This window comes from Nocardia sp. NPDC058640, assembly GCF_042716995.1.
Taxonomy (GTDB): Bacteria; Actinomycetota; Actinomycetes; order Mycobacteriales; family Mycobacteriaceae; genus Nocardia.
The window spans coordinates 702,340-725,970 of the sequence record NZ_JBHXRG010000001.1; the positions used below are offsets into that span (position 1 = coordinate 702,340).

17 protein-coding genes are annotated in these 23,631 nt (G+C 66.3%); 10 read left to right on the plus strand and 7 right to left on the minus strand.

Annotated elements, in window-relative coordinates:
• Positions 1-49: 49 nt before the first annotated feature.
• From ACFWU5_RS03415 to ACFWU5_RS03430, 4 genes are read right to left on the minus strand one after another with little or no spacing between them, the layout of a single operon-like run.
• Entirely contained in the window at positions 50-1,945 is a 1,896-nt protein-coding gene (locus ACFWU5_RS03415; RefSeq protein WP_379266018.1) for a dipeptide ABC transporter ATP-binding protein, read from the minus strand.
• Entirely contained in the window at positions 1,942-2,808 is an 867-nt protein-coding gene (locus ACFWU5_RS03420) for an ABC transporter permease (protein ID WP_379266019.1), read from the minus strand. The genes ACFWU5_RS03415 and ACFWU5_RS03420 overlap by 4 nt, the downstream gene beginning before the upstream one ends.
• Positions 2,805-3,764, minus strand: a complete 960-nt coding sequence (locus ACFWU5_RS03425) for an ABC transporter permease (protein ID WP_379266020.1) — start codon at positions 3,762-3,764, stop codon at positions 2,805-2,807. The genes ACFWU5_RS03420 and ACFWU5_RS03425 overlap by 4 nt, the downstream gene beginning before the upstream one ends.
• The gene (locus ACFWU5_RS03430; RefSeq protein ID WP_379266021.1) at positions 3,761-5,338 is read right to left on the minus strand and encodes an ABC transporter substrate-binding protein; all 1,578 of its coding nucleotides are present in this window, start codon (positions 5,336-5,338) and stop codon (positions 3,761-3,763) included. Before ACFWU5_RS03430 ends, ACFWU5_RS03425 begins: the two co-directional genes overlap by 4 nt.
• 242 nt (positions 5,339-5,580) lie before the next feature.
• Here ACFWU5_RS03430 and ACFWU5_RS03435 point away from each other — a divergent pair, with 242 nt between their 5' ends.
• From ACFWU5_RS03435 to ACFWU5_RS03455, 5 genes are all read left to right on the plus strand, one after another.
• Entirely contained in the window at positions 5,581-7,986 is a 2,406-nt protein-coding gene (locus ACFWU5_RS03435) for an arylsulfatase (protein WP_379266022.1), read from the plus strand.
• 209 nt (positions 7,987-8,195) lie between these two features.
• Positions 8,196-9,869: an S-methyl-5-thioribose-1-phosphate isomerase gene (gene mtnA, locus ACFWU5_RS03440; protein WP_379240282.1), complete on the plus strand. Its 1,674-nt coding sequence runs from the start codon at positions 8,196-8,198 to the stop codon at positions 9,867-9,869.
• Complete coding sequence (locus tag ACFWU5_RS03445) at positions 9,866-10,435, plus strand: acireductone dioxygenase (RefSeq protein ID WP_379240281.1); 570 nt, start codon at positions 9,866-9,868, stop codon at positions 10,433-10,435. Before mtnA ends, ACFWU5_RS03445 begins: the two co-directional genes overlap by 4 nt.
• A complete protein-coding gene (mtnC, locus tag ACFWU5_RS03450) occupies positions 10,432-11,118 on the plus strand; it encodes an acireductone synthase (protein ID WP_379266023.1) in 687 nt (228 codons plus the stop codon). The genes ACFWU5_RS03445 and mtnC overlap by 4 nt, the downstream gene beginning before the upstream one ends.
• 9 nt (positions 11,119-11,127) lie before the next feature.
• Entirely contained in the window at positions 11,128-12,246 is a 1,119-nt protein-coding gene (locus ACFWU5_RS03455; RefSeq protein ID WP_379240279.1) for a hypothetical protein, read from the plus strand.
• A gap of 44 nt (positions 12,247-12,290) precedes the next feature.
• On the opposite strand, the gene ACFWU5_RS03460 is transcribed toward ACFWU5_RS03455, so the two are convergent.
• Positions 12,291-13,835, minus strand: coding sequence for an alanine/glycine:cation symporter family protein (locus ACFWU5_RS03460; protein WP_379240278.1), 1,545 nt, complete (start codon positions 13,833-13,835; stop codon positions 12,291-12,293).
• Between the two features lie 114 nt (positions 13,836-13,949).
• On the minus strand, positions 13,950-14,351 hold the full coding sequence (locus ACFWU5_RS03465) for a hypothetical protein (RefSeq protein ID WP_379240277.1): 402 nt from the start codon (positions 14,349-14,351) through the stop codon (positions 13,950-13,952).
• 191 nt (positions 14,352-14,542) lie between these two features.
• Here ACFWU5_RS03465 and ACFWU5_RS03470 point away from each other — a divergent pair, with 191 nt between their 5' ends.
• Positions 14,543-15,355, plus strand: a complete 813-nt coding sequence (locus ACFWU5_RS03470) for an alpha/beta fold hydrolase (RefSeq protein WP_379266024.1) — start codon at positions 14,543-14,545, stop codon at positions 15,353-15,355.
• On the opposite strand, the gene ACFWU5_RS03475 is transcribed toward ACFWU5_RS03470, so the two are convergent.
• A complete protein-coding gene (locus ACFWU5_RS03475) occupies positions 15,352-16,077 on the minus strand; it encodes a helix-turn-helix transcriptional regulator (protein ID WP_379266025.1) in 726 nt (241 codons plus the stop codon). The two genes, ACFWU5_RS03470 and ACFWU5_RS03475, sit on opposite strands and share 4 nt — an antisense overlap.
• 646 nt (positions 16,078-16,723) lie before the next feature.
• Here ACFWU5_RS03475 and ACFWU5_RS03480 point away from each other — a divergent pair.
• From ACFWU5_RS03480 to narI, 4 genes are read left to right on the plus strand one after another with little or no spacing between them, the layout of a single operon-like run.
• Positions 16,724-20,431 (plus strand): nitrate reductase subunit alpha, encoded by a 3,708-nt coding sequence (locus tag ACFWU5_RS03480; RefSeq protein ID WP_379266026.1) that lies wholly within the window; start codon positions 16,724-16,726, stop codon positions 20,429-20,431.
• Between the two features lie 11 nt (positions 20,432-20,442).
• Positions 20,443-22,122: a nitrate reductase subunit beta gene (gene narH, locus ACFWU5_RS03485; RefSeq protein ID WP_379266027.1), complete on the plus strand. Its 1,680-nt coding sequence runs from the start codon at positions 20,443-20,445 to the stop codon at positions 22,120-22,122.
• Positions 22,119-22,799 carry a nitrate reductase molybdenum cofactor assembly chaperone gene (gene narJ, locus ACFWU5_RS03490; protein ID WP_379266028.1) on the plus strand — a complete coding sequence of 227 codons (681 nt, stop codon included), beginning with the start codon at positions 22,119-22,121 and terminating at the stop codon, positions 22,797-22,799. The genes narH and narJ overlap by 4 nt, the downstream gene beginning before the upstream one ends.
• The gene (gene narI, locus ACFWU5_RS03495) at positions 22,796-23,551 is read left to right on the plus strand and encodes a respiratory nitrate reductase subunit gamma (protein ID WP_379266029.1); all 756 of its coding nucleotides are present in this window, start codon (positions 22,796-22,798) and stop codon (positions 23,549-23,551) included. Before narJ ends, narI begins: the two co-directional genes overlap by 4 nt.
• Positions 23,552-23,631 lie beyond the last annotated feature (80 nt).

Here is a 23,631-nt window from a genome sequence, read left to right on the forward strand (position 1 = left end):
AGTCGTGTGTCGACGAGCCGCCGGTGTCATGACCGGCGGCTCGTCCACGTCATGCCCCGACTCGCTGTGGCGCGGCTGCCGCGGATCCGGCCCGCCCGCGTCGCGCCGTCGACGGATCGGGAGCGGGCACCGCGTCGAGCAGGCGGCGGGTGTACTCCTGAGCCGGTGCGGCGAATACCGCGCGGACCTCGCCGGTTTCGACGATCCGGCCCTGCCGCAGCACCACAACCCGGTCGGCGACCTGGTGCACCACGGCCAGATCGTGACTGATGAACAGGCTGGCGAAGCCGTATTCGGCGCGTAGGTCGGCGAACAGGTCCAGGACCTGCGCCTGCACGGAGACGTCGAGTGCGCTGGTGGGTTCGTCGGCTACCAGCAGTCGCGGTGCCAAGGCCAGTGCGCGAGCCAACGCCACCCGCTGACGCTGCCCGCCGGACAATTCGTTCGGCCGACGCTGCGCGTAATCCCTTGGCAGACGGACCGATTCGAGTAGCCCCTCGACCTTGGACCGCAGCAACGCACCCGACGCGGCCCGGTGCACCTGCAATGGTTCGCCGATCGAGTCCGCGACGCTGCGCCGCGGGTCGAGCGAGGCGCCGACATCCTGATGCACCAGCGCGACATGCTTGCGCAGTCCGCGCAGATCCCGTCGCGACAACCCCGTCAGCGAAACACCTTGCAACGCGATATGTCCCGCGGTGATCGGCACGATGCCGAGGGCCGCACGGCCCAGAGTGCTTTTGCCGGAACCGGATTCACCGACCACGCCGAGGACCTCACGCGGGCCGAGGGTGAGCGACACGTCGGCAAGCGCGGCAAAGGACGCGCCGCCGTGCGGTGCCGGATACACCACCGACACGTCGTCGATGCGCAAAACGTCGCGATACTCGGGTTCGACTGTGCCGCCGCCCTTTTCGGCTACAACCGCGGGTGCGCGCGTGACTACCCCGCGCAGGATCCGACGGACCGCAGTTTCCGGGACGAGCGTTTCGGAATCACCCTCCGAGTCCGCGGCCTCGCGAACACCACCCGCCTCGTCGGCATCGACATCTGCGTCGGCGGCGGCGACTCCATCGACCTCGGCCGCTGCCTGCCCTTGGACCGCACCGACACCATTCACCGCACCCCGCGACGTCACCACAGGCAGACGCGGCACCGCGGCCAGCAGCGTGCGGGTGTATTCCGCGCCCGGATCGGCGAACAACCCGAACACCGTCTGCTCCTCGACCACTTGTCCGTCCCGCAGCACCACCACCCGATCGGCGATCTCCGCGACCACCCCGAGGTTGTGGGTGATGAACAGAATCGCCGCCCCACGCTCGCGTTGCAGCGAACGCAGCAGGTCGAGGATCTCGGCTTGGACGGTCACATCGAGCGCGGTGGTCGGCTCGTCGGCGATGAGCAGATCGGGTTCGCCCGACAGCGCCAGCGCGATGACGACGCGCTGTTTCTGACCACCGGACAGCTGATGCGGATACCAATCCAGGCGCTTCTCGGGTTCCGGAATGTCGACGGCGGCAAGCAGTTCGATGGCCCGGGTGCGGGCCGCGGCCTTGTCGCTGACCCCGTGCGCCCGCAAGGCGGCCGCGAGCTGGGTGCCGATCTTCTGCACCGGGTTCAGCGCGGTCTGCGGCTCCTGAAACACCATGGCGGCCCTGGTGCCTCGCAACGCCCGCAACACGGATTCGTCCGCACCGATGACCTCGGTGCCCGCGAGCCGGATAGACCCGGTCGCTCGCGCGGTCTCGGGCAACAGCCCGAGCACCGATCGCGCGGTGAGCGATTTCCCCGACCCGGATTCACCCACCAGCGCGACGACCTGGCCCCGCCGCACCCGCAGACTCACCCGGTCGACCACCGCCCTGTCCCCGAACGCGACCGTCAACTCCTCGATCTCGAGCACCAGGTCGTCGTCGTGTCGCGGCTGGTCGGTGTGTGCGCTCATGCCAGTCTCCTTGCCCGGCCCAATGCCTGGGCTATCAACAGAAATCCCAAGGTCAACGCCGATACCACGACCAACGGGCCGATGGCGATCCACGGATTGGCGTCGAGGTTGGCGATCGAGGCGGCGATGAGCGAACCGAGCGAAGGTTGCGGCGCGACCACCCCGATCCCGATGAAACTCATCGCGCCCTCGATGAATACCGCGATCGACAACGACAGTGCGAATTGCACGGCCAGCGGCTCGATCACGTTGGGCAGCACGTGCTTTCGCAAGGTCCACCAGGTGTCGGCGCCGATGACCTCGGACGCTTCGACGAAGGGCTGTTCGCGCACGGTCAGCACCGCGGCCCGGATCTGGCGGCCGAACAGCGGGATCTCGGCGGCGATGATCACGATGACCACCGCGTGCCAGCCCGGTCCGGCGATGGCGGCCAGGGCGATACCGAGGATCAACGTCGGAAACGCGAGGATCAGATCGAACAGCCGCTGCACGGTCACGTCCGCGATCGGATGAGCGGTGGCCACCAGGCCGATCAACGAACCGATCGCCGCGCCGACCGGGACCGCGATCAGCACGATCAGCAGGTTGATCCTGATGCCGGCCAGCACCCGGGCGGCGACATCGCGGTTGAGGTGATCGGTGCCCAGCCAGTGTTGCGCGCTGGGCCCGAGCAGGTTGGCACCCGGAATCTGGGCGAGCGGGTCGTAGGAGCTGAGCAGCCCGGCGAACACCCCGGCCAGCGCGACTACCGCGACCAGTAACACTCCGGCCAAGCCCTGGCCGCGCCCGAGCGCCCGCAGCGGGCTCCCGGCTGAAACCTTCTGTGCGACAGACGATGTAGCGATTACCTGTGTCCGGGTCATGCTCGTCCTCCGATCCGGATGCGCGGGTCCAACCAGGCATGGGCGATGTCGGTGATCAGCTGGATCAGGACGAATACCGCCACCGACAGCAGCAACAGCACCTGCACGAGCGGGTAGTCGCGACGGCTGATGCCCTGTTCGATGAGCTGTCCGATTCCCGGCCACACGAACACCGCCTCCACCAGCACGGCGCCGCCGAGCAGGTGACCGGTCTGCAGGCCGAGCACCGTGAGCATGGTCGGCAGCGCGTTGCGCAACGCGCCGCGGGTGACGATCTCGCGATGCGGCACGCCCAACGAACGTGCCGTCAGCACATAGGGTTTGGTGAGTTCGGTGCGCAGCGCTTCGGTGAGGAAGCGAGTCAGCGCGGCGGCTACCGGCAGCGCCAGGCAGATCGCGGGCAGCAGCAGATACTGCACCGCGATGTCGGGACGCGCGATGAACCCGTCCGGCGGCACGCCACCGGCGGGCAGCACCGGAAGTGCCACCGCGAACACCAACACCAACAGCGGCCCGACCACGAACGTCGGCAGCGCGACCGCGATCGTGTTCGCCGCGGCCACCACCGTGCTGAGCCAGCGATTCGGCCACAGCACCGAGACGACCGACACCGACACGCTCAGCACCACGGCCAGCAGCAGCGCGGTGCCGGTGAGCGCGAGGGTGTTGCTCAGCCCCCGCCCGACCAGCTCGGCGATCTCGCCGCCGATCATGTACGACCGGCCGAGATCGAGGGTGAACACGTCGGCGAGCCAGCTCAGGTATTGCACGGGGATCGAACGGTCGAGGCCGAGCTGATGCCGGATCGCGGCGATCGAATCCGGCGTCGCGTCGTTGCCGGCCAGGATGCTCGCCGGGTCGCCGGGGACCAGCCGCAACAGCAGGAAGATCAGCACCGACGCCGCGAACAACACCACCAGCGCCGACGGCAGCCGACGCAGCAGGTACCCGGTCATGACAGGAAGGTGTCGGTGAACACGGCTTCGCGGCGCTTGGTCCAGCTCAGTCCGTGCACCTTGCCCGCGGCCGAGTACTGCAGGTAGCGCACCCCGATCTCGATGAGGAACAGCCCTTCCAGCAGCTGGTCGGTGAGCGCCTGGTAGGTGCGCTCGGCGTCGGGGCCGGTGCCTCGAGGCTGGCGCCACGCCGCGTCGGCGGCGGCGAGATAGGCGGGCGAGTCATAGCGCGAGGAGTTGCGTCGCGCGTTGAACGGATAGGCGCTCGCGGTCAGCGTCGACGGCACGAACTGGGCCCACGAGTGGTCGGTGATCCACAGCGCGCGGAACTGCTGACCGGTGAGCTGCTTGACGAAGGTGGCGGCGTCGACCGGGTCGAGCTCGGTCTCGATGCCGATCTCGGCGAGGTTGGCCTGCACGATCTGCGCGGTCGCGCCGTAGCCGGGCGGGAAGGTCAGCGGTAGCTTCGGCGGCTTGGGGCCTTGGCTCAGCAGCTCCTTCGCCTTGGCGACATTGCGGGTGTACTTGGTGTTGCGGGTCTCGTCGTAGGCGGGAGAACCCTTGGGCCACGGCACATTCAACGGATAGCCCGCACCGCGAAAGACCTCGGCGACGATCCGTTCCCGATCCAGCGCGAAGGCGATAGCCTGCCGGACCCGAACATCGGCCAGCGCGGGTTCGGTCACATTGACCCCCACGTAGGTCTGCAGTTCGGCGCCCTCGAGGTTGACCACCTGGTAGCCGTCCTTGCCGAGATTCTCGGCGTCGCGGTAGTCCAGATCGATGGCCGCGGCGACCTGGCCGGATTTCAGCGCGTTCAACTGCGCCTGCCGGTCGGTGATGACGGTGAGTTCGACGCGATCGAGGTAGGGCCGATCCGGCACGTGGTAGGCCGGGTTCTTCTCGAAGATCAACTGCGAATTGGGCACTCGCCGCACATATTTGAACGGACCGGTGCCGATATAGGTGTCGCCGGTACCGAGCTGGTCGATGGTCTCGCTGTCCAGGATCGGGACCGTGTCGAGCAGGTCGAAGATGTTGTTGACCGGGTTGTCCAGGGTCAGCACGATGCGGGTGGGCGAGACGATGTCGAAGCCGGTCACCGCGGCGGCGGTGCTGCGCAGCTGACCCGACCACTTGGCGTCGGCATAGGTGCGCAGGGAGAACTCGACATCTTTGGCGGTGAACGGGCGACCGGAGTGGAAGGTGACGTCGTCACGCAGGTCGAGGCTGATCGAGCGGGCGTCGGGTGCCAACTGCCACGATTTCGCCAGCAGCGGTTGGGGTTCCAGCTTGTCGTTGGGGTAGCGGATCAACGACTCGTAGACCAGACCGACGACCGACGAGACCGCGGTGGTGGTGTTGGTGAGGATGTTCGCGGGGACCAGGTCGGCGTTGATGGCCACCTTCAAGGTGCCACCGCGCACCGGTGTCGCATCGTCGCCCCCACCTTTTTGCTCCGACACCGCCGAGGTGCACGCAGCCAATGCCGCACCGCCGAAAATGGCCGCCGCGGCAATACCGCTGGTGCGCAGGAAGTTACGACGGTCGAAGCCGCCGGGGGTAGAGCTCATCGTCAAGATCCTCGAGGACGCATCGACCCGCACGGGGCCGAGAAGGGTGGAGCGGGGGAAGGTTTCGGCCGCGAACGTCGCAGGTGTTGGTCAGCCGCGCAGGACACGACACGAACAGCAGCTGCAGGGCTGATTCGTGGGCATGGCAGTGACGCTAACAAGTCGCGGTGCGGCGGTCACCGATTCGACGCAGCGTGCACTTAACCCTGGTGACCAGCGGATATGTCGCCTTTACTGCGACCATGCCTGTTCCATCTGATGCTCGCGGTTACGAATCCTTCGGCGGCTCGGTCGGTCGCACATCCGAAGGATCCACGCCCGAATGGACCTACCCGCCGACCGCGCCCGCCGGTGCGCCCAACATTGTCGTGGTGCTCGTGGACGACATGGGTTACAGCGATATCGGGCCGTTCGGTTCGGAGATCGAGACCCCGACACTGGATCGACTTGCGGCGCACGGTGTTCGACTGTCGAACTATCACACGACCCCGCTGTGCTCGCCCTCGCGCGCGGCTCTGCTGACCGGAATCAATTCGCACCGTGCGGGTTTCGGGTTCGTCGCCAATGCCGATCCCGGGTACCCCGGTCTGCGGCTGGAACTGGCCGATGATGTGCTTACGCTGCCGGAGATATTGCGCGACAACGGCTATGCCACCTACGCCGTGGGCAAGTGGCATCTGGTGCGCGATGCCACGATGAACCCGTCGGCGAATCGGGACTCCTGGCCGACGCAGCGTGGGTTCGACCGCTATTACGGGTCGCTGGAGGGCCTCAACTCCTTCTACTACCCCAACCAGCTGGTGTCGGACAGTTCGGTGGTCGATGTCGAGGAGTATCCCGAGGGCTATTACCTCACCGACGATCTCACCGACAAGGCCCTGTCGTACATCAAGGACCTGCGCGCGCACGACGCCGAGAAGCCGTTCTTCCTGTACTTCGCTCATGTGGCGATGCACGGGCCGTTGCAGGCCAAGGCGCAGGATCAGGCCAAATATCGCGGGCGCTACGCCGATGGGTGGGATGAGGTGCGCCGGCGTCGCTTCGCGCAACAGTTGGCGCAGGGGCTGTTTCCGCCGGGTACGCAGCAGAAGCCGCGCAATACCGAGCCGGGTTACGAAGCGGCGGAATGGGATTCGCTGTCTGATGACGAGCAGCGGCGGTATGCCAAGTACATGGAGGTGTACGCGGGCATGGTCGACAGCATCGACCAGAGCGTGGGCCGCATCGTGGATCTGCTCGAGGAGCTCGGCGAACTCGACAACACCATCATCGTGTTCACGTCCGACAACGGTGGCACGGCCGAAGGTGGGCCGGAGGGCACGCGGTCGTACTTCGCCGCGTTCCCTCAGGTGGATGATCCCGAATGGATCAGCGACATCCCGGTCGACGAGGAGTTGATCGGCACCGCGAAGCTGGGGGTGCACTATCCGCGTGGGTGGGGTCAGGCGTCGAATACGCCGTTCCGGTTCTACAAGGGGCAGACGTTCGCCGGTGGGGTTCGGGTGCCGCTGGTGGTGTCGTGGCCGAAAGGGTTGCCGCGCACCGAGGCTGACGCCGGAATCCGTCACGAGTACGCGTATGTCACCGATCTCGCGCCGACGCTGCTCGAACTCGCGGGCTTGAACCGGCCGACCGTGCGTAATGGTCTGCCTGCCAAGGATTTCGACGGTGTCTCCGCCGCCGCGCTGCTGCGTGATCCCGCCGCGCCGACCCTGCACACCGAGCAGTATTCGGAGATGACCGGCCACCGTGGGTTCTACCGCGACGGGTGGAAGTTGCTGTCGTTGCACGAGGACGGAGATGCGCTCGACGCACCGAACTGGCAACTGTTCGACGTGCGCGCCGATCCCACGGAGCTGCACGATCTTTCGGCGCAGTTTCCGGAGAAAGCTGCCGAGCTGGCCGCCGCTTGGGACGAATCTGCTTGGGCCAACACGGTTTTCCCACTGCTCACCCGCGCCGACCTTTTCCGTCGCCGCCCGGAGGAAGCTCGGTTCGCCGCCCCGGTTCGGCTGCTGCCCGGCACGCCCACCCTCGAGCGCTACCGCTCGCAACGGCTGATCGCCTACCGCGACTTCACCATTACCGCAGACCTCACCGGCACACGTTCCGCCAGCTCGTCCGACATCCGCAGCCCGCACATCGCCTCACCGCCCAGCGACAACGGTCCAACGCCGGTAGTCGCAGCTCAGGAGGGCTATCGACCCGGCGACGAAGGTGTACTGGTCGCACACGGCGATCCGCTGGGCGGGTACGTGCTGTACGTCGAGGACGGGGAGGTGGTGCTCGGCGTGAACAGCTACGGCCGGTACGCGTCGGTCGGGGTGCCGCTGCCTCTCGGCACGCGCGAGATCAGGGTGCGTGCCACGGTCGCGCCGCACCTGCGCTGGGACTTCACCATCGAGGTCGACGGCACGCCGCTGGCCGAACTCACCGATCAGGTGCAACTGGTCGGGATGGCGCCGTGGACCGGGATCTCGGTAGGCGTCGACGCACGCGGCCCGGTCTCGTGGGACCTGCGCGAACGCCGGGGGCCGTTCCGCTACACCGGCGCGTTGCGGGCGATCACCTACACGCCCGGACCGATCCAGGTACCGCAGCGCACGATCGACGCGGTGGAGCGCGAGGCCGAGTACGCCGCGGAATGACTGACCGCGATCCGACCGGCGTAATCACGCACAACGACGCTTTCCGGTCAGAAAACTGATCGAGAACGTGCGAATTGCGTGATTGCGCCGGTTGCCACGGGACTCGCCTTGCGCGAACAGCACGTGCTCAGCGCAGCCCCCCGGCACACCACGATGACCAGGTCGGATACCGTCTACCAGCCAGAATTACCGCGCAGTGAGGACCTCCGATGGACGACAGTTCCCTGATCTGGGACGACGGTGCGCTCGTGACCATCGACCAGCGCGGACTGCCGCACGAGGTCCGCGAACTGCGCCTGCGCACCGTCGACGAGATCATCGACGCGATCACCACCCTCGCCATCCGCGGGGCGCCGGCGATCGGCATCGCGGGGGCGTTCGGCGTGGTCATCGCGACCAGGGCCCATACGCGCGATGACGCAGCGGATCCGACCAACGCGATGCCCCACGTGGCCGCGGTCCACGCCGAGGCCGATCGGATTGCCGCGGCTCGACCGACGGCGGTCAACCTCGCGTGGGCCGTCGACCGGGTGCGCGCCCGGATCGCCGAGGGTGCCGACGCGGTGCTGGCCGAGACCCTGGACATGCTCGCCGAGGACGGGCGAGTCAACCTCGCCGCCGCCACCCACGCCGCCGACCTGGTGCAACAGCTGTGCGGCGACCGCCCGTTGCGCCTGCTCACCCACTGCAACACCGGCCGCCTGGCCACCAGCGCGGTCGGCACCGCGATCGGCGCGATCCGGGTGCTGCACCAGCGCGGTGCCGTCGAGGACGTGCTGGTCGACGAGACCCGCCCGCTGCTGCAGGGCGCCCGACTCACCGCGTGGGAGTTGGCCGAAGCAGGCATCCCGCATCGACTGACCATCGACTCCGCCGCCGCCTGGGCGATGGCGACCGGCCAGGTCGACGCGGTGCTGGTCGGCGCGGATCGGATCACCGCCAACGGCGACGTCGCCAACAAGATCGGCACGTTCGCGCTGGCGCTGGCCGCCCGCCACCACGGCATTCCGTTCATCGTGGTCGCGCCCGAGTCCACCCGCGACACCGCGATGGCGACCGGCGCGCAGATCGTGGTGGAACAGCGCGCGGCCGCCGAGGTCACCGGGTTCGGCGGGGTCGAGACCGCACCGGCAGGCACCGCGGTATTCAACCCGGCCTTCGACGTGACACCGACCGAGCTGGTGACGGCCGTTGTCACGGAAAACGGTGTGGTGTACCGGAATTCGGATGTCAGCGCCGAACAGCGTTTCACCGAGCAAGGGCAGGCGATCGCCGCTACCGCACGCCAACTGTATGGGCGCGGCTGGATGCCCGGCACCGCGGGCAATATCTCGGTGCGCATCGACGACGATGCCCTCATCACCGCCAGCGGATTGTCCAAAGGTGAACTGAGCGAACGCGATACGGTGCTCGTTTCCATCGAGGACACCACCGCACGCCCCGGGCAAAGCCGGAAACCCTCCGCGGAGACCAGCATTCACACCGCCGTCTACCGCACTCGCCCCGCAGGCGCGGTCGTGCACGTCCACTCCCCCTTCGCCACCACCCTCGCTACGACCGCCGCACAAGATTCAGTAACCACCTTGCGCATCAACGGTTTCGAACTACTCAAAGGCTTCGGCCTGGCCGACCCGTCGACGCTCGAGATCCCGGTCTTCCCGAACTGGCCGCACGTCCCCCGCATCGGCACCGACATCGAGACCTACCTGCGCGAAAACCCTGACGCCCCACCGATTCTGTTCATCACCGCCCACGGGATCACCACCTGGGGCGACACTCTGGCTCAGGCGCGCGACCGCGCCGAATGCCTGGAAGCCCTGTGCGAGTTGATCACCCGCACCGGCCGCACGCACGCCTCGCCTCTCGAGATCGGATCACGATGACCCTGCTGCAAGTGATGGCCGCCGACAACGCCGCGAACGTCCGCGTGCGCACCACCGACCCCACCGAGATCGCCGCCGAGCTGGCCCGACACGGCATCGCCTACTCGCACTGGGACGTGCTGCCCGACGCCGCCACCACCGATTCCGACACCCTGCTCGCGCACTACGCCCCGCGGATCGCCGAGCTCAACGCGTCGGGCCGGTACCGGCACATCGACGTCGCGCGCATCCACCCCGACGACACCGACCCGGACTGGCCGACCACCGCCGCGGGCGCGCGCGCCAAATTCCTCGACGAACACCGCCACGCCGAAGACGAGGTCCGCTTCTTCGCCGCCGGTCGAGGCTGCTTCTACCTGCACGTAGACGACGCCGTCCTGGCGACGGTCTGCGAAGCGGGCGACCTGCTCTCGGTCCCCGCGGGCACCTTGCACTGGTTCGACATGGGCACCCGCCCCGATTTCATCGCCCTGCGTTTCTTCGAGGAAGCCGACGGCTGGATCGGCGACTTCACCGGGGACAAGATCAGCGCCGGCTTCCCGACCCTCGACGAGCTGCTCGCATGATCCGCGCCATCGTCGTGGACATCGAGGGCACCACCAGCCCCACCGACGCCGTCCGCACCGACCTCTACGGCTACACCGAACAGCACCTACCCCAGTGGCTGGCCGAAAACGCCGACGGCGCAGCACAATCGGTCATCGCCACCACCCGCAAACTGGCCGAAGAACCCACCGCCGACACCGTCCGAATAGCCGAAATCCTCACCAGCTGGCTACATTCCGACATCAAAGCCGAACCGTTGAAGGCCGCCCAGGGAGCAATCTGCGCCCAAGGTTTCCGAGCAGGTGCCCTGCACGGCCGCTTCTTCGAAGACGTCCCCCCCGCCCTGAAAACCTGGCACACCCAAGGCCTGCACCTCTATGTCTACTCCTCGGGTTCCGAACGCAATCAACGAGATTGGTTCACCTACGCCGAACCCGGCGACCTCTCCGGGCTGATCGAAGACCACTTCGACCTGGTCACCGCGGGCCCCAAACGCGACCCCAAGTCCTACGACCGCATCGCCGAACGCATCGCCACCCCGCCGGAGCACATCCTGTTCCTGTCCGACCACCCCGACGAACTCGACGCCGCGGTCGCCGCAGGCTGGCAGGTAGTCGGCGTCCGACGCCCCGGCGAGCCCAACCCGGCACGCCCGCCCCACCACTGGGTGAGCACGTTCGCCGACGTCGAGATGACCGTTTAGTCTGCTTCCATGAACGACCAGGGGCAAAGCCTCGAATCCGCCCCGCAACCGACGAATCCGCCGACCACAGCGCAGCCCGACATCGACCCATTCACCCAGCCCGCACCCGAGATCCCGGGCCTCGACGTCCCCGACGCGACCGTCGCGTTGACGCCGGACACAGCGGCACAACTCGCCCGCCACAATGCTCTCCGGGCGGCGCCACGATTCATCGGGATCTTCCTCGCGATCGCAGTGCCGGCCTGCACGATCGCGCTGCTCTGGTTGAACCTGCCCTGGAAAACGATCGTGATGTTTCAGGGTGCGATCGTCGCGTATGTACTGGTCATCACGTACTTTTCGCTCCATCGACAGTTCCGGAGCGTGTCGCGGTCCGATGTCACGACGGGCAGTTGCGCCATCACGCTCGGCGCCGACGCACTCGACTTGGCGGAGAGTGCGTCGCGCACCCGTATCGGCTACGACCGTCTGCGATCCGTCACGGCTGCGCGCCACGTCGTCACCCTGAGTTTCGACAACCGGCACGTCGCCCTACCGCGGGCGCTGTTCCCCGACGCGCTGCTCGCGCGACTACGTCGGCTCATCGACTCCGAGCCCACAGACGTCCCGGCCCCGCTGCCACCGCTTCCTCGACTCCCCCACCCGCAAGTCCACACGGTGATCGCCGCCGATACCGCACACCGACTAACCGTCGCTCGCCGCCTGCAGCCGTGGCGGCGAGCGTGGACTCCGGTCGCCCTCGCCTTCATGCTGGCGGAGGCCGGTGTGCTCGGCGCACTGGAATACGGAGTCCGCGGTGCGCTGACGGCGTTGGTGGTCGCATCCCTGTGCGGGTTGACGATTCGGTTTTGGATGCGTCATCCGTCGGACAACGCCTTGCGCCAGTACCAAGGAATGCTGCCGGTAGCGAGCGGGCTGGCGGCGCAGTTCGGCACTGACGCGGTCGTGCTGGCCGGGCACACCTTCCAACTGCGCGTGCCGTATTCGCTGGTCACCAAGGTGGTCCTGCACGCAGACTGTTCGGTCGTGCACTACGGCGCCGCACCGATGGTCCTGCCGAGAGCGTTGTTTCCGCCAGAAGTCCTTCCCCGCTTGCGCGACCTCGGCGTTACCCTCGTCGAGCGGTAGGCCTCGCCGAGGTCCGGGGTCGACCGGACCTCGACGATCAACGATCAGGACGAGACCGACTCCTTGTCCCGTTCGGACTCGGGCTGGTAGGTCTCCCAGAACGTGGCATTCGGGATGCCCAGCTTCTTGGAGTTGAAGACCGGGTCCTTCCCTTCCTTCTTCTGGCGTTCGAAATCGCGCAGGGCCTTGAAGGCGGGCTGCTGGATGATCAGGATGCCGATGATGTTGAGCCACGCCATCAGGCCGACGCCGACGTCGCCCAGTGCCCAGGCGTCGCTGGCGGTGGAGACCGCGCCCGCGGCGACCGAGGTCAGGATCAGCGCCTGCAGGACCAGGGTGGTGTTGCTGCCGACGGTGCCGCGCAGGAACGGGACGGGGGTGGCGGCCTTCTTGCCGAGCAGGAATCGGACGTTGGTGTCGGCCATGTAGTAGTAGGCGATGATCGTGGTCAGGCAGAAGAACGCCAGCGAGATCGCGACGAAGGTGGAACCGAAGCCGCCCCAGAGGGTGTCGACCGCGGTCTGCGCGTAGGCGGGGCCCACGGCGACGTCGGACGGGAGCGCGCCGCCGTCGTGCAGGATCGCGCCGTCGGCGGATTCACCGTCGAAGACCCGGTAGGCGCCGGTGGACAGGATCAGGAAACCGGTGGCGGTGCACACGAACAGGGTGTCGATGTACACGGCGAAGGCCTGGACCAGGCCCTGCTTGGCGGGGTGCGAGACCTCGGCGGCGGCTGCGGAGTGCGGGCCGGTGCCCTGGCCTGCCTCGTTGGAGTAGACGCCACGCTTGACGCCCCACATCACCGCGGAGCCCACGATCGCGCCGAACGCCGAGTCCAGGCCAAGGGCGCTGCGGAAGATCAGGGAGAGGATTTCCGGAATCTGGCCCGCGTTGGCGAACACGATCACCATGGCGATCAGGATGTAGGCAACGGCCATGAACGGCACGACCACCGACGCGAACGCGGCGATGCGCTTCACGCCGCCGATGATCACGAAGGCGAGCACGATCACGGTGCCCACGGCGATGACCCATTCCGACAGGCCCCACGCCTGGTGCATCGCGGCGGTCATCGAGTTGGACTGCACGCTGGGCATCAGCAGACCGCAGGCCAGCACGGTGACCGCGGCGAACAGCACGCCGTACACCTTGAACAGCGGCGCGGCCTTGGTGTGTGCCATCGCTTTGCTGAAGTAGTACGCGGGGCCGCCGCGGTACTCACCGGTGATGCTGTCGCGGGTCTTGTAGATCTGACCCAGCGTGCATTCGACGTAGGAAGTGGACGCGCCGAGGAACGCCACCACCCACATCCAGAACAGTGCGCCGGGGCCACCGAACGCGATCGCGGTCGCGACGCCGGCGATATTGCCGGTGCCGATCCGGCCCGACAGTGACATGGCCAGTGCCTGGAACGACGAGACGCCGGAGCTGGACTTCTCCCCGTTGATCAGCAGCCGGATCATCTCCGGGATCTCCCGCAACTGCACGAATCTGGTCCGGATCGAGAAGTACAAACCTGCGGCCAGACACAGATAGATCAGCGAGTCACTCCAGATGTACCCGTTGATCGTGGTCAAGAACTCAGACACTTGTTTTTGCTCCCTAACGGTAACGCGGTCGGGAGACATAATCGCACGCCGAGTAACGGTCGGGTAGCTGTACCCGTTACGTTCTTGTTAGCGAAACTATTGATCACCCAGGATTCAACCCACGTGGGCGGCGACCGCGCCCAACCTGCCCCGCTGCATCGGGGCGAACACTCGCCGCGCGTGCACCGCGACCGGAGCTGTGGACCACGGCGCCAGGGTGGTGGTGAACATCAGCTCGCACCACGACAGCGCCGGGATCTCGCCCGCGCACAGGGTCGCGATCAGCGACAACTCGGTGTCGTGTCCCAACCACGACGCCACCAGCCACGACGCGTCGAACCTGCCGAGGAATTCCTCGGCGTCCTCGGGTGGGCCGTGCGGGGTGTCGACGGTCAGGTGAACAACCGCGGCGACGGCGTGCCGCATCTTCGCGTCCATGCCGATCGCGTCGTGCAGCAACAAACCCTCCAGTGCCGCGCGGAGTTCGGTCCAGTGGTCCAGGGTAACGGTGTGCATGGCCGACCTTTCCTGCCCGAATTTCGGTACGTCTCCGATCTCATCGCCGATGAATGTATTTGTCCATAGCTGAACGCATTTCAGCAAACCCCTGTGAGGTACCCCCACTCGCCAGTGAATCCACCGAACCGGCGGTATCGCATTTTCGTCGGACTGTCGATTTTTCTCGGCGCAGTTCGTATGTTTCGACAATGCCCTTCGCGCACTCTGATTCGGTCGATATCCATTTCCGCACCGGCGACGTCGGTGGACCCACCCTGCTGCTCGCGCACGGTTTCCTCCTGGACGAATCCATGTTCGATCCACTGCGAAGTGTCTTGGCGCACACCGACATCAACATTGTGACGTGGGATGCCCGCGGACACGGGCGCACGGGATACGGCGCCGACCCTCGGTTCGATTACTGGGATCTCGCCGAAGACGGTCTGCGGGTGTTGGATTCACTGGGCATCGAGTCCGCGATCGTCGGCGGCATGAGCCAGGGCGGATACGTCGCCTTGCGCATGGCGTTGCTCGCGCCGCAGCGAGTCACCGGATTGGCGCTGCTGGATACCGAAGCCGGTGCGTGCACCAGGGCCGACGAAACCTACTACGAGGATTTCTTCGACACCTGGTGCGGCACGGGCGAATTGGCGTCGCTGGCGGAAACTCTCGCACCGCAATTGATCGGCGGCGGCGATCCGCGCGCCTGGCAGCCGTGGATCGACCGCTGGGTCGCCGGCGACCGGAGGACGATCCGCCCGGCCGCCGACTGTCTGATCGGCCGCGACTGCGTCCTGGGACGACTGGGCGAAATCACCGCTCCCGCACTGGTTCTGCGCGGCGAACACGACCACAACAGCACCGCCGACAAGTGCGCGCACCTGGCGGCGGGACTGCGCGATGCGGGTGCCGTGGTCACGGTGACCGGCGGCGGTCACGGATGCGCGCTGACCCACCCCGAGCAGGTGGGCGCGGCAGTGAAAGGCCTGGTGGCCCGGTGTGCGGAGCGGGCAGCGGCCTAGGCGGGGCCGCGCACGCCCAGGTAGTACTGGATGCGGCCGGGGTAGGCCACGGAGTCCAGGCGGAACATCTGGACGTCGACGGTGTAGTGCTCGCCGGTGTGCTGGTCACGCAGGCGCATGGCCGTGTGTTCGCGGCCGTAAGCGGTGTCGCCCGAGTCCCAGATGCGGCGGAAGTCGCGGTACTGCGCCAACTCCTCGAGCAGTTCCGCGGCCCAGTCGCCGCCCGCCTGCTGACCGATCAGCCCGCGCAGCCAGTTCACGGTGAGCGTGGATTCCTTCTCCCACTCGACCATCACCTCGCGCGACAGCGGGTTACCGAAGAACCACCGCAGAATATTCACATCGTCGATCAGGCCGGGAAACGCGCGAGCGTAGGTTTCGTTGCCTGTCAGCACATTCCAGCGAGTGTCGACGTAAGCCGCCAGATTGGGTTCCTGCAGTGTCAGGGTGCGACGCATGTCATCGGTGATTTCCGCACGCAAATCCTGCACCGAGGGGTTGTCGATGGGGGCAAGGCCGGCCAAATCGAGCAGGTGTCTGCGTTCGATATCGCTGACCGGCGAAATGCGATCCAGGTAGCGCACCAGTGCGTCGATCACCGCGCGCGTGGGCCGCTCACGGTCGCCGCTTTCCAGGTGTGTGATGTAGCTGGAACTCACTCCCGCGGCGAATGCCAACTTCTCCCGGGAAATGCGTCGGTCGTCGCGCAGTCGCCGCAGCAATCCACCCAGTGTCGGCGGTCGCGGTGGACCGTCGGGTCCCTCGGACGAAGTTTTCGGTAGCACCCCTACCCTCCCTGTCTGCATGACTTCATCCTGGATGACGCTTCAACCACGATCCAATAGCAAAACGGAAAAGATGCCGTTTCTTTATATTGCCGATCGTGAACATTGGGTAGCTAACGGCAAGCAACTGTGCCGACGGTCACCAATCATATTGACACAGAACGATATAGATCGATCTCGAATTCTATTGTTTTCGCCTCGACGACACTGCGCATCGCCGACCGCCGACACGACCCGGCCGCACCCACCATACTTGTGCGCGGCGTCACATCCGCGCTGTTCAGTGGGCACACCAGGCGTGTAAACAAATGTAAACCGCGGGAGAACCCGTCGTTTCCGAAGCATCACCGTCGACCCGCCGTGCCGACCCGCGGCGTGGCCGTTCGCGCTGTCGCAGGCTCGTTCACGCTGGTGGGGCTCCGATCGCCGATGACGCCGGTCACCTCCCCCGTGACCAGTACATTTCGCCCACCTCACAGCTCACACGGGCCCGAATCCGGATGTGAAAAGTTCGTTTTGCCCACGACCTCGGCCTCCTTACTGTTTCCCCAACAGCCCGATTTCACAGCTCGAAGGGGGCGTCGTGGTTAATACGCGCACGCAAGGTCCGTCGCCCGATTTCGGCGACACACTGCTGAACCTCGGTAAGTACTTCCAGCGCGGCGAGGTGTCCGCGGACAACCGGTCGATCCACAAGGTCGGTGGTCGCGATGCCGACGAGTTCTACCGGGATCGCTGGTCGCACGACAAGGTGGTGCGCTCCACGCACGGGGTGAACTGCACGGGTTCGTGCTCGTGGAAGATCTACGTCAAGGACGGCGTGATCACCTGGGAGTCGCAGCAGACCGACTACCCGTCGGTGGGTTCGGACAAGCCCGAGTACGAGCCGCGCGGTTGCCCCCGTGGCGCCTCGTTCTCCTGGTACACCTACTCCCCCGCCCGGGTGCGCTACCCGTATGTGCGCGGGACGCTGCTGGATCTGTACCGCAAGGCCAAGGCCGAGTTCAAGGATCCGGTGCTGGCGTGGGAGTCGATCGTCGAGGATCCGGTCAAGGCCAAGGCCTACAAGACCGCGCGCGGCAAGGGCGGGTTCGTGCGCGCCGAATGGTGGGAAGCCGCCGAGATCGCCGCTGCCGCACACGTTTACACGATCAAGCAGTACGGACCCGACCGGGTGGCCGGCTTCTCGCCGATCCCCGCGATGTCGATGGTCAGCCATGCCACCGGCGCGCGTTTCGTGTCGCTGATCGGCGGTTACATGCTGTCGTTCTACGACTGGTACGCCGACCTGCCGGTGGCCTCGCCGCAGGTGTTCGGCGACCAGACCGACGTGCCCGAGTCCGCGGACTGGTTCGACGCGGGTTACCTGATCATGTGGGGCTCCAATGTCCCGGTGACCCGGACCCCCGACGCGCACTACATGACCGAGGCGCGCTACCGCGGTCAGAAGGTGGTGGTGGTCTCCCCCGATTACGCCGACAACACCAAGTTCGCCGACGAGTGGGTGGCGGCGAATCCGGGAACCGATGCGGCACTGGCGATGTCGATGGGGCACGTGGTGCTCAAGGAGTTCTTCCTCGAGAAGCAGACTCCGATGTTCACCGACTACATCAAGTCCTACACCGACCTGCCGTACCTGATCTGTCTCGACGAGTCGGCGGATCAAGAAGGCGCGCTGCCGGGCAAGTTCCTCACCGCGGCCGATCTGGGCCACACCGACGAGAACGCCGAGCACAAGCCGGTTCTGCTGGATCAAGACGGAAACCCGGTGGTGCCCAACGGTTCTCTGGGGCACCGGTTCAACGAGGCCGACGCGGGCAAGTGGAACCTCGACCTCGAGGGCATCGATCCGCTGCTGACCCTGCTCGGCCACACCGACGAGGCACCCGCCACCATCGCGCTGCCCCGCTTCGACACCGATGTCGCCGGGTCCATCCTGCGTGGTGTGCCGACGAAAACTGTTGCGGGCAAACGTGTCACGACCGTATTCGACTTGCTGCTGGCACAGTACGGCCTCGGCCGTGATGGGCTGCCGGGTGAGTGGGCCAAGGGTTACGACGACGCGGACTCCCCGTACACCCCGGCGTGGCAGGAGCGCATCACCGGCGTTCCGGCCGCGCAAGCCGCGCGCATCGGACGCGAATTCGCTGACAACGCAGAGCGTTCCGGCGGCCGCTCGATGATTCTGATGGGCGCGGGCACCAACCACTGGTTCCACTCCGATCAGATCTACCGTGCCTTCTTCACGCTGACGCTACTCACCGGTTGTCAGGGCAAGAACGGTGGCGGCTGGGCCCATTACGTCGGCCAGGAGAAGTGTCGTCCCGTAACCGGTTGGGCCACTTTGGCTTCCGCTTCGGATTGGCAGCGGCCGCCGCGTCAGATGCAGGGCACCGTGTTCTGGTACCTGACCAATGACCAGTGGCGCTACGACCCGTTCACCTCGGACTCGTTCGCGTCGCCCCTCGGTAAGGGCAAGTTCGCCGGTCGCACCGCCGCCGACAACATCGCCCTCGCCAGCCGTCTGGGCTGGATGCCGAGCTACCCGACGTTCAACCGCAACCCTCTCGACCTCGCCGACGAGGCCGCCGAAGCCGGAAAGACCCCGGCCGAGCATGTTGTCGACGGGTTGAAGTCCGGTGAGCTGCGGTTCGCCTGCGAAGACCCCGACGCGCCGGAGAACTTCCCGCGCGTGCTGACGGTGTGGCGCGCGAACCTGCTCGGTTCCTCGGGCAAGGGCAACGAGTACTTCCAGAAGCACCTGCTGGGCTGCGGCTCCAACCTGCAGACCACCGACGCCACCGGCGTGCGTCCGCAGGAACTGGAATGGCGCGAAGAAGGGGCCGAGGGCAAGCTGGATCTGCTTCTCGCACTGGACTTCCGGATGACCAGCACCACCCTGTTCGCCGACATCGTGCTGCCCGCCGCGACCTGGTACGAGAAGCACGACCTGTCCTCGACCGACATGCACCCGTTCGTGCACGCGTTCTCCCCCGCCATCTCCCCGCCGTGGGAAGCCAAGACCGACTTCGAGGCGTTCCACCGGATCGCGCGCGGGTTCTCCTGGTTGGCCGAAAAGCATTTGGGCACACGCAAAGACATCGTCGCGGTGCCGTTGCAGCACGACTCGCCTGACGCCCTCGCACAGGCCGGCGGAAAGGTGCTGGACTGGAAAGCCGGTGAGTGCGAACCGATTCCGGGCAAGACCATGCCCAAGATCGTGGAGATCGAACGCGACTACACTAAGATCGCGGAGAAGTTGGCCGCGCTCGGGCCGCTGGTGGAGAAGCTGGGTCTCACGACCAAGGGTGTGACCACCTTCCCCGAGGAGGAAGTGGCGTACCTGGCCGGGCAGAACGGCACGATCGTGTCCGGCATCGCGGCGGGACGACCGTCGCTGGCCAAGGACACCCACGCCGCCGAGGCGATTCTGTCGCTGTCGGGAACGACCAACGGCCGTCTGGCGGTCGAAGGGTTCGAGGCGCTGGAACGTCGCACCGGCACCGAGCTGGTCGACCTCGCGAAAGAGGCTGAGGGCAAACGGATTACGTTCGCCGATACCCAGGCTCGCCCGGTCCCGGTGATCACCTCGGCGGAATGGTCCGGCTCGGAAGCCGGTGGTCGCCGGTACTCGCCGTTCACCATCAATGTCGAGCGGCTCAAGCCCTGGCACACCCTCACCGGTCGCCAGCACTTCTACCTCGACCACGACTGGATGATCGAACTCGGCGAGCAGTTGCCGATTTTCCGTCCGCCCCTTGATATGTCGGCGTTGTTCACGGAGCCCAGCATCGGCAATGTGAGCGGCAACGGGCTGACCGTGCGGTACCTGACCCCGCACTCGAAGTGGTCGATCCACTCGGCCTACCAGGACAACCTGCACATGCTCACGCTCTCGCGCGGCGGTCAGACGATCTGGATGTCCGACGTCGACGCGAAGAAAATCGGTGTGGCGGACAACGATTGGATCGAAGCGATCAACCGCAACGGTGTCGTCGTGGCTCGCGCGATCGTGTCGCACCGCATGCCCGAGGGCACGGTCTTCATGTACCACGCCCAGGACCGCGCGGTCGACGTGCCGCGCATCGAAGGCGCCGAGGACACCACCCCCGAGGCCAAGGGCAAGCGCGGCGGTATCCACAACGCGCTCACCCGCGTGCTGATCAAGCCCTCGCACCTGATCGGCGGCTACGCCCAGCAGTCCTTCGCCCTGAACTACCACGGCCCCACCGGAAATCAGCGTGACGAAGTAACCACGATCCGTCGCCGCAACCAGAACGTGGAGTACTAACCATGCGCGTAATGGCTCAACTTGCGATGGTCATGAACCTCGACAAGTGCATCGGCTGCCACACCTGCAGCGTCACCTGCAAGCAGGCATGGACCAATCGTGGTGGCACGGAATACGTTTGGTTCAACAATGTGGAAACCCGTCCGGGACAGGGCTATCCGCGTCAGTACGAGGACCAGGAGAAGTGGAAGGGTGGCTGGACGCTCAACAAGCGCGGCAAGCTGACCCTCAAGTCCGGGTCGCGGTTCAAGCGCCTGATGAACATCTTCGCCAACCCTGATCTGCCCACGGTCGCGGACTACTACGAGCCGTGGAGCTACGACTACGACAATCTGCTGTCGTCGCCGCCCATGGACACCACCCCGGTGGCGCGGCCCAAGTCGCTGATCACCGGCGAGGACACCAAGGTCACCTGGGGTGCGAACTGGGACGACGACCTCGGCTCGGGTCCCGAGCAGGTCGGCAAGGACCCCATTCTCGGCAAGCTCGAGACCAAGGTGAAACTGGAGTTCGAAGAGACCTTCATGTTCTACCTGCCGCGCATCTGCGAGCACTGCCTGAACCCCTCCTGCGCCGCGGCGTGCCCCTCCGGCGCGATCTACAAGCGCGAGGAAGACGGCATCGTGCTCGTCGACCAGGACAAATGTCGCGGTTGGCGGCAGTGCATCACCGGCTGCCCGTACAAGAAGATCTACTTCAACCACAAGACGGGCAAGGCGGAGAAATGCACTTTCTGCTACCCGCGCGTGGAGGTCGGCATTCCGACCGTGTGCTCGGAAACCTGCGTCGGACGGCTGCGCTACATCGGCGTGATGCTCTACGACGCCGACGCGGTGCTCGACGCGGCCCAGGTCACCGACCCGCAGGACCTGTACACCTCGCAGCTGGGGGTGTTCCTCAACCCGCATGACCCGCGCGTGATCGCCGAAGCCGAGAAGGCGGGCATCTCGTCGGATTGGATTCAGGCCGCCCAGGATTCGCCGGTCTACAAGCTGATCGTGGACTACCAGTTGGCGCTGCCGCTGCACCCGGAATACCGGACGATGCCGATGGTTTGGTACGTGCCGCCGCTGTCGCCGGTGGTGGACGTGCTCAGCGAGACCGGCCACGACGGCGAAGACGTGCGCAATCTGTTCGGCGCCATCGACGCGCTGCGTATTCCCTTGGAATATCTGGCCGAACTGTTCACCGCCGGCGAGATAGGGCCGGTGCGCTCGTCGCTGCAACGGTTGGCCGGGATGCGGGCGTTCATGCGTTCGGTCAACCTCGGCGAGGAGCCCGAGCCGCACATCGCACCGTCGATCGGGCTGGAACCCGAGGAGATCGAGGCGATGTACCGGCTGCTGGCCATCGCCAAGTACGAGCACCGGTACGTGATCCCGATGGGCGCGACATCCAAAGCGCACGAACTGGATTCGCTGGCCACCGGGTGCAGTCTCGACACCGACGGCGGACCCGGCATGACCGCGTTCGACCAGGTGGTCGAGAAGTTCTCGCTGTCGGACGTGAATCAGGCCGCGCCCGAGGAGAAGTCGGGCCGGATCAACCTGCTCAACTGGGACGGGCGCAGCACCAGCGGACTCGTGCCGACCACGAACGGCACCGAGGAGACCGGCAACGGCGCCGGTAACGGCAACGGCAGCAACGGCGCTGCCGTTACCGACTCGCCCGTGAGCGGTGTCGCGCCATGAGCCTGCTGTCGATTCGCAAACGGCCCCAACCGGTGACGGCCATGGCCGAGCACGACCGACTCGTCGTGTGGCGACTGGCCGCGTTCCTGCTCGACTACCCCGGCGAGAAGACCCTGGCGATGCTGGACCAGTTGTCCGGTGCCGCAGCACAATTGCCCGAAGAGGTGCAGGCGCACTTCGCTGAGATCCTCACCTACCTGCGCGACACCCCGGCGATCGAAGCGGCGCAGAGCTACGTCGAAACCTTCGACATGCGCCGCCGCGCCAGCCTGCACCTGACGTTCTACGCGTTCGGTGACACCCGCAAACGCGGCATGGCGCTGCTGCGCTTCAAGCACGCCTACCGCCAGGCCGGGGTGGAACTGGGCGACGAGGAATTGCCCGACCACCTCCCCGTCCTGCTGGAATTCGCCGCCACCATCGATCCCGTAGGCGGCGAACGCCTGCTCGGCGAACACGTGCCGGTGATGGAACTGCTGCGACTGTCGCTGGGCGACAACAACTCTCCCTACAGCGGCGTGCTCGGCGCGGTGCTGTCCACGCTGCCCCCGGTCACCACCGCCGACCGTCGCCGCATCGCCGAACTCGCCGCGCAGGGACCACCCGAGGAAGAAGTCGGCCTCGAGCCCTACGCCATGGACCCTGCTCTCTTCGACGCCGCGGAAGGCCGCCGATGAACGCCACAATCCCCCTGCCCGAAGGCCTTTGGCTGATCCTGCCCTACATCGCGGCGACTTCCTTTGTGCTGGGCCATGTCTGGCGGTACCGCTTCGACCAGTTCGGCTGGACCACCCGCTCCTCGCAGATCTACGAGTCCAAGCTGCTGCAGCTGGGTAGCCCGCTGTTCCACTTCGGCATGCTCGGCGTGTTCGGCGGGCACGTGATGGGGCTGCTGATCCCCGAATCCTGGACTGCCGCAATAGGAATCTCCGAACACGCCTACCACCTCGTCGCCGTGGGCGCGGGCTCGATCGCGGGCCTGATGGTCGTCGCGGGCGTGGCGATCCTGTGCTACCGCCGCATCGCCATCCCCGCCGTACGCAAGAACACCAGCCGCAACGACATCATGATGTACACGCTGCTCACCCTCGCGCTGGTCACCGGCCTGCTCAACACCTGGGGCTCCAACCTGCTGTGGGGCACCTACAACTACCGCACCACGGTCTCCCCCTGGTTCCGCAGCCTGTTCTCCATCAACCCCGAACCGGGCCTGATGGTCGGCGTCCCGTGGACCTTCCAACTCCACGGCCTGGTCGTGCTCGCCCTGGTCTTCGCCTGGCCCTACACCCGCCTGGTCCACATGTTCAGCGCCCCCATCGGCTACCTGACCCGCCCGTACATCGTCTACCGGCGCAAGGAAGTCGACACCAAGGACAAGACCCGTTTCGCCAAGGCTTGGGACGCACCGGTGACTCCCGACAAGTGGTAGTTGGCGCCGGCACCGATGAGTTTGTGGGGGCCGATCCGTCTTCATTACGGAGCGTCGAGGTGGCACCGTCGCGTTCCGGG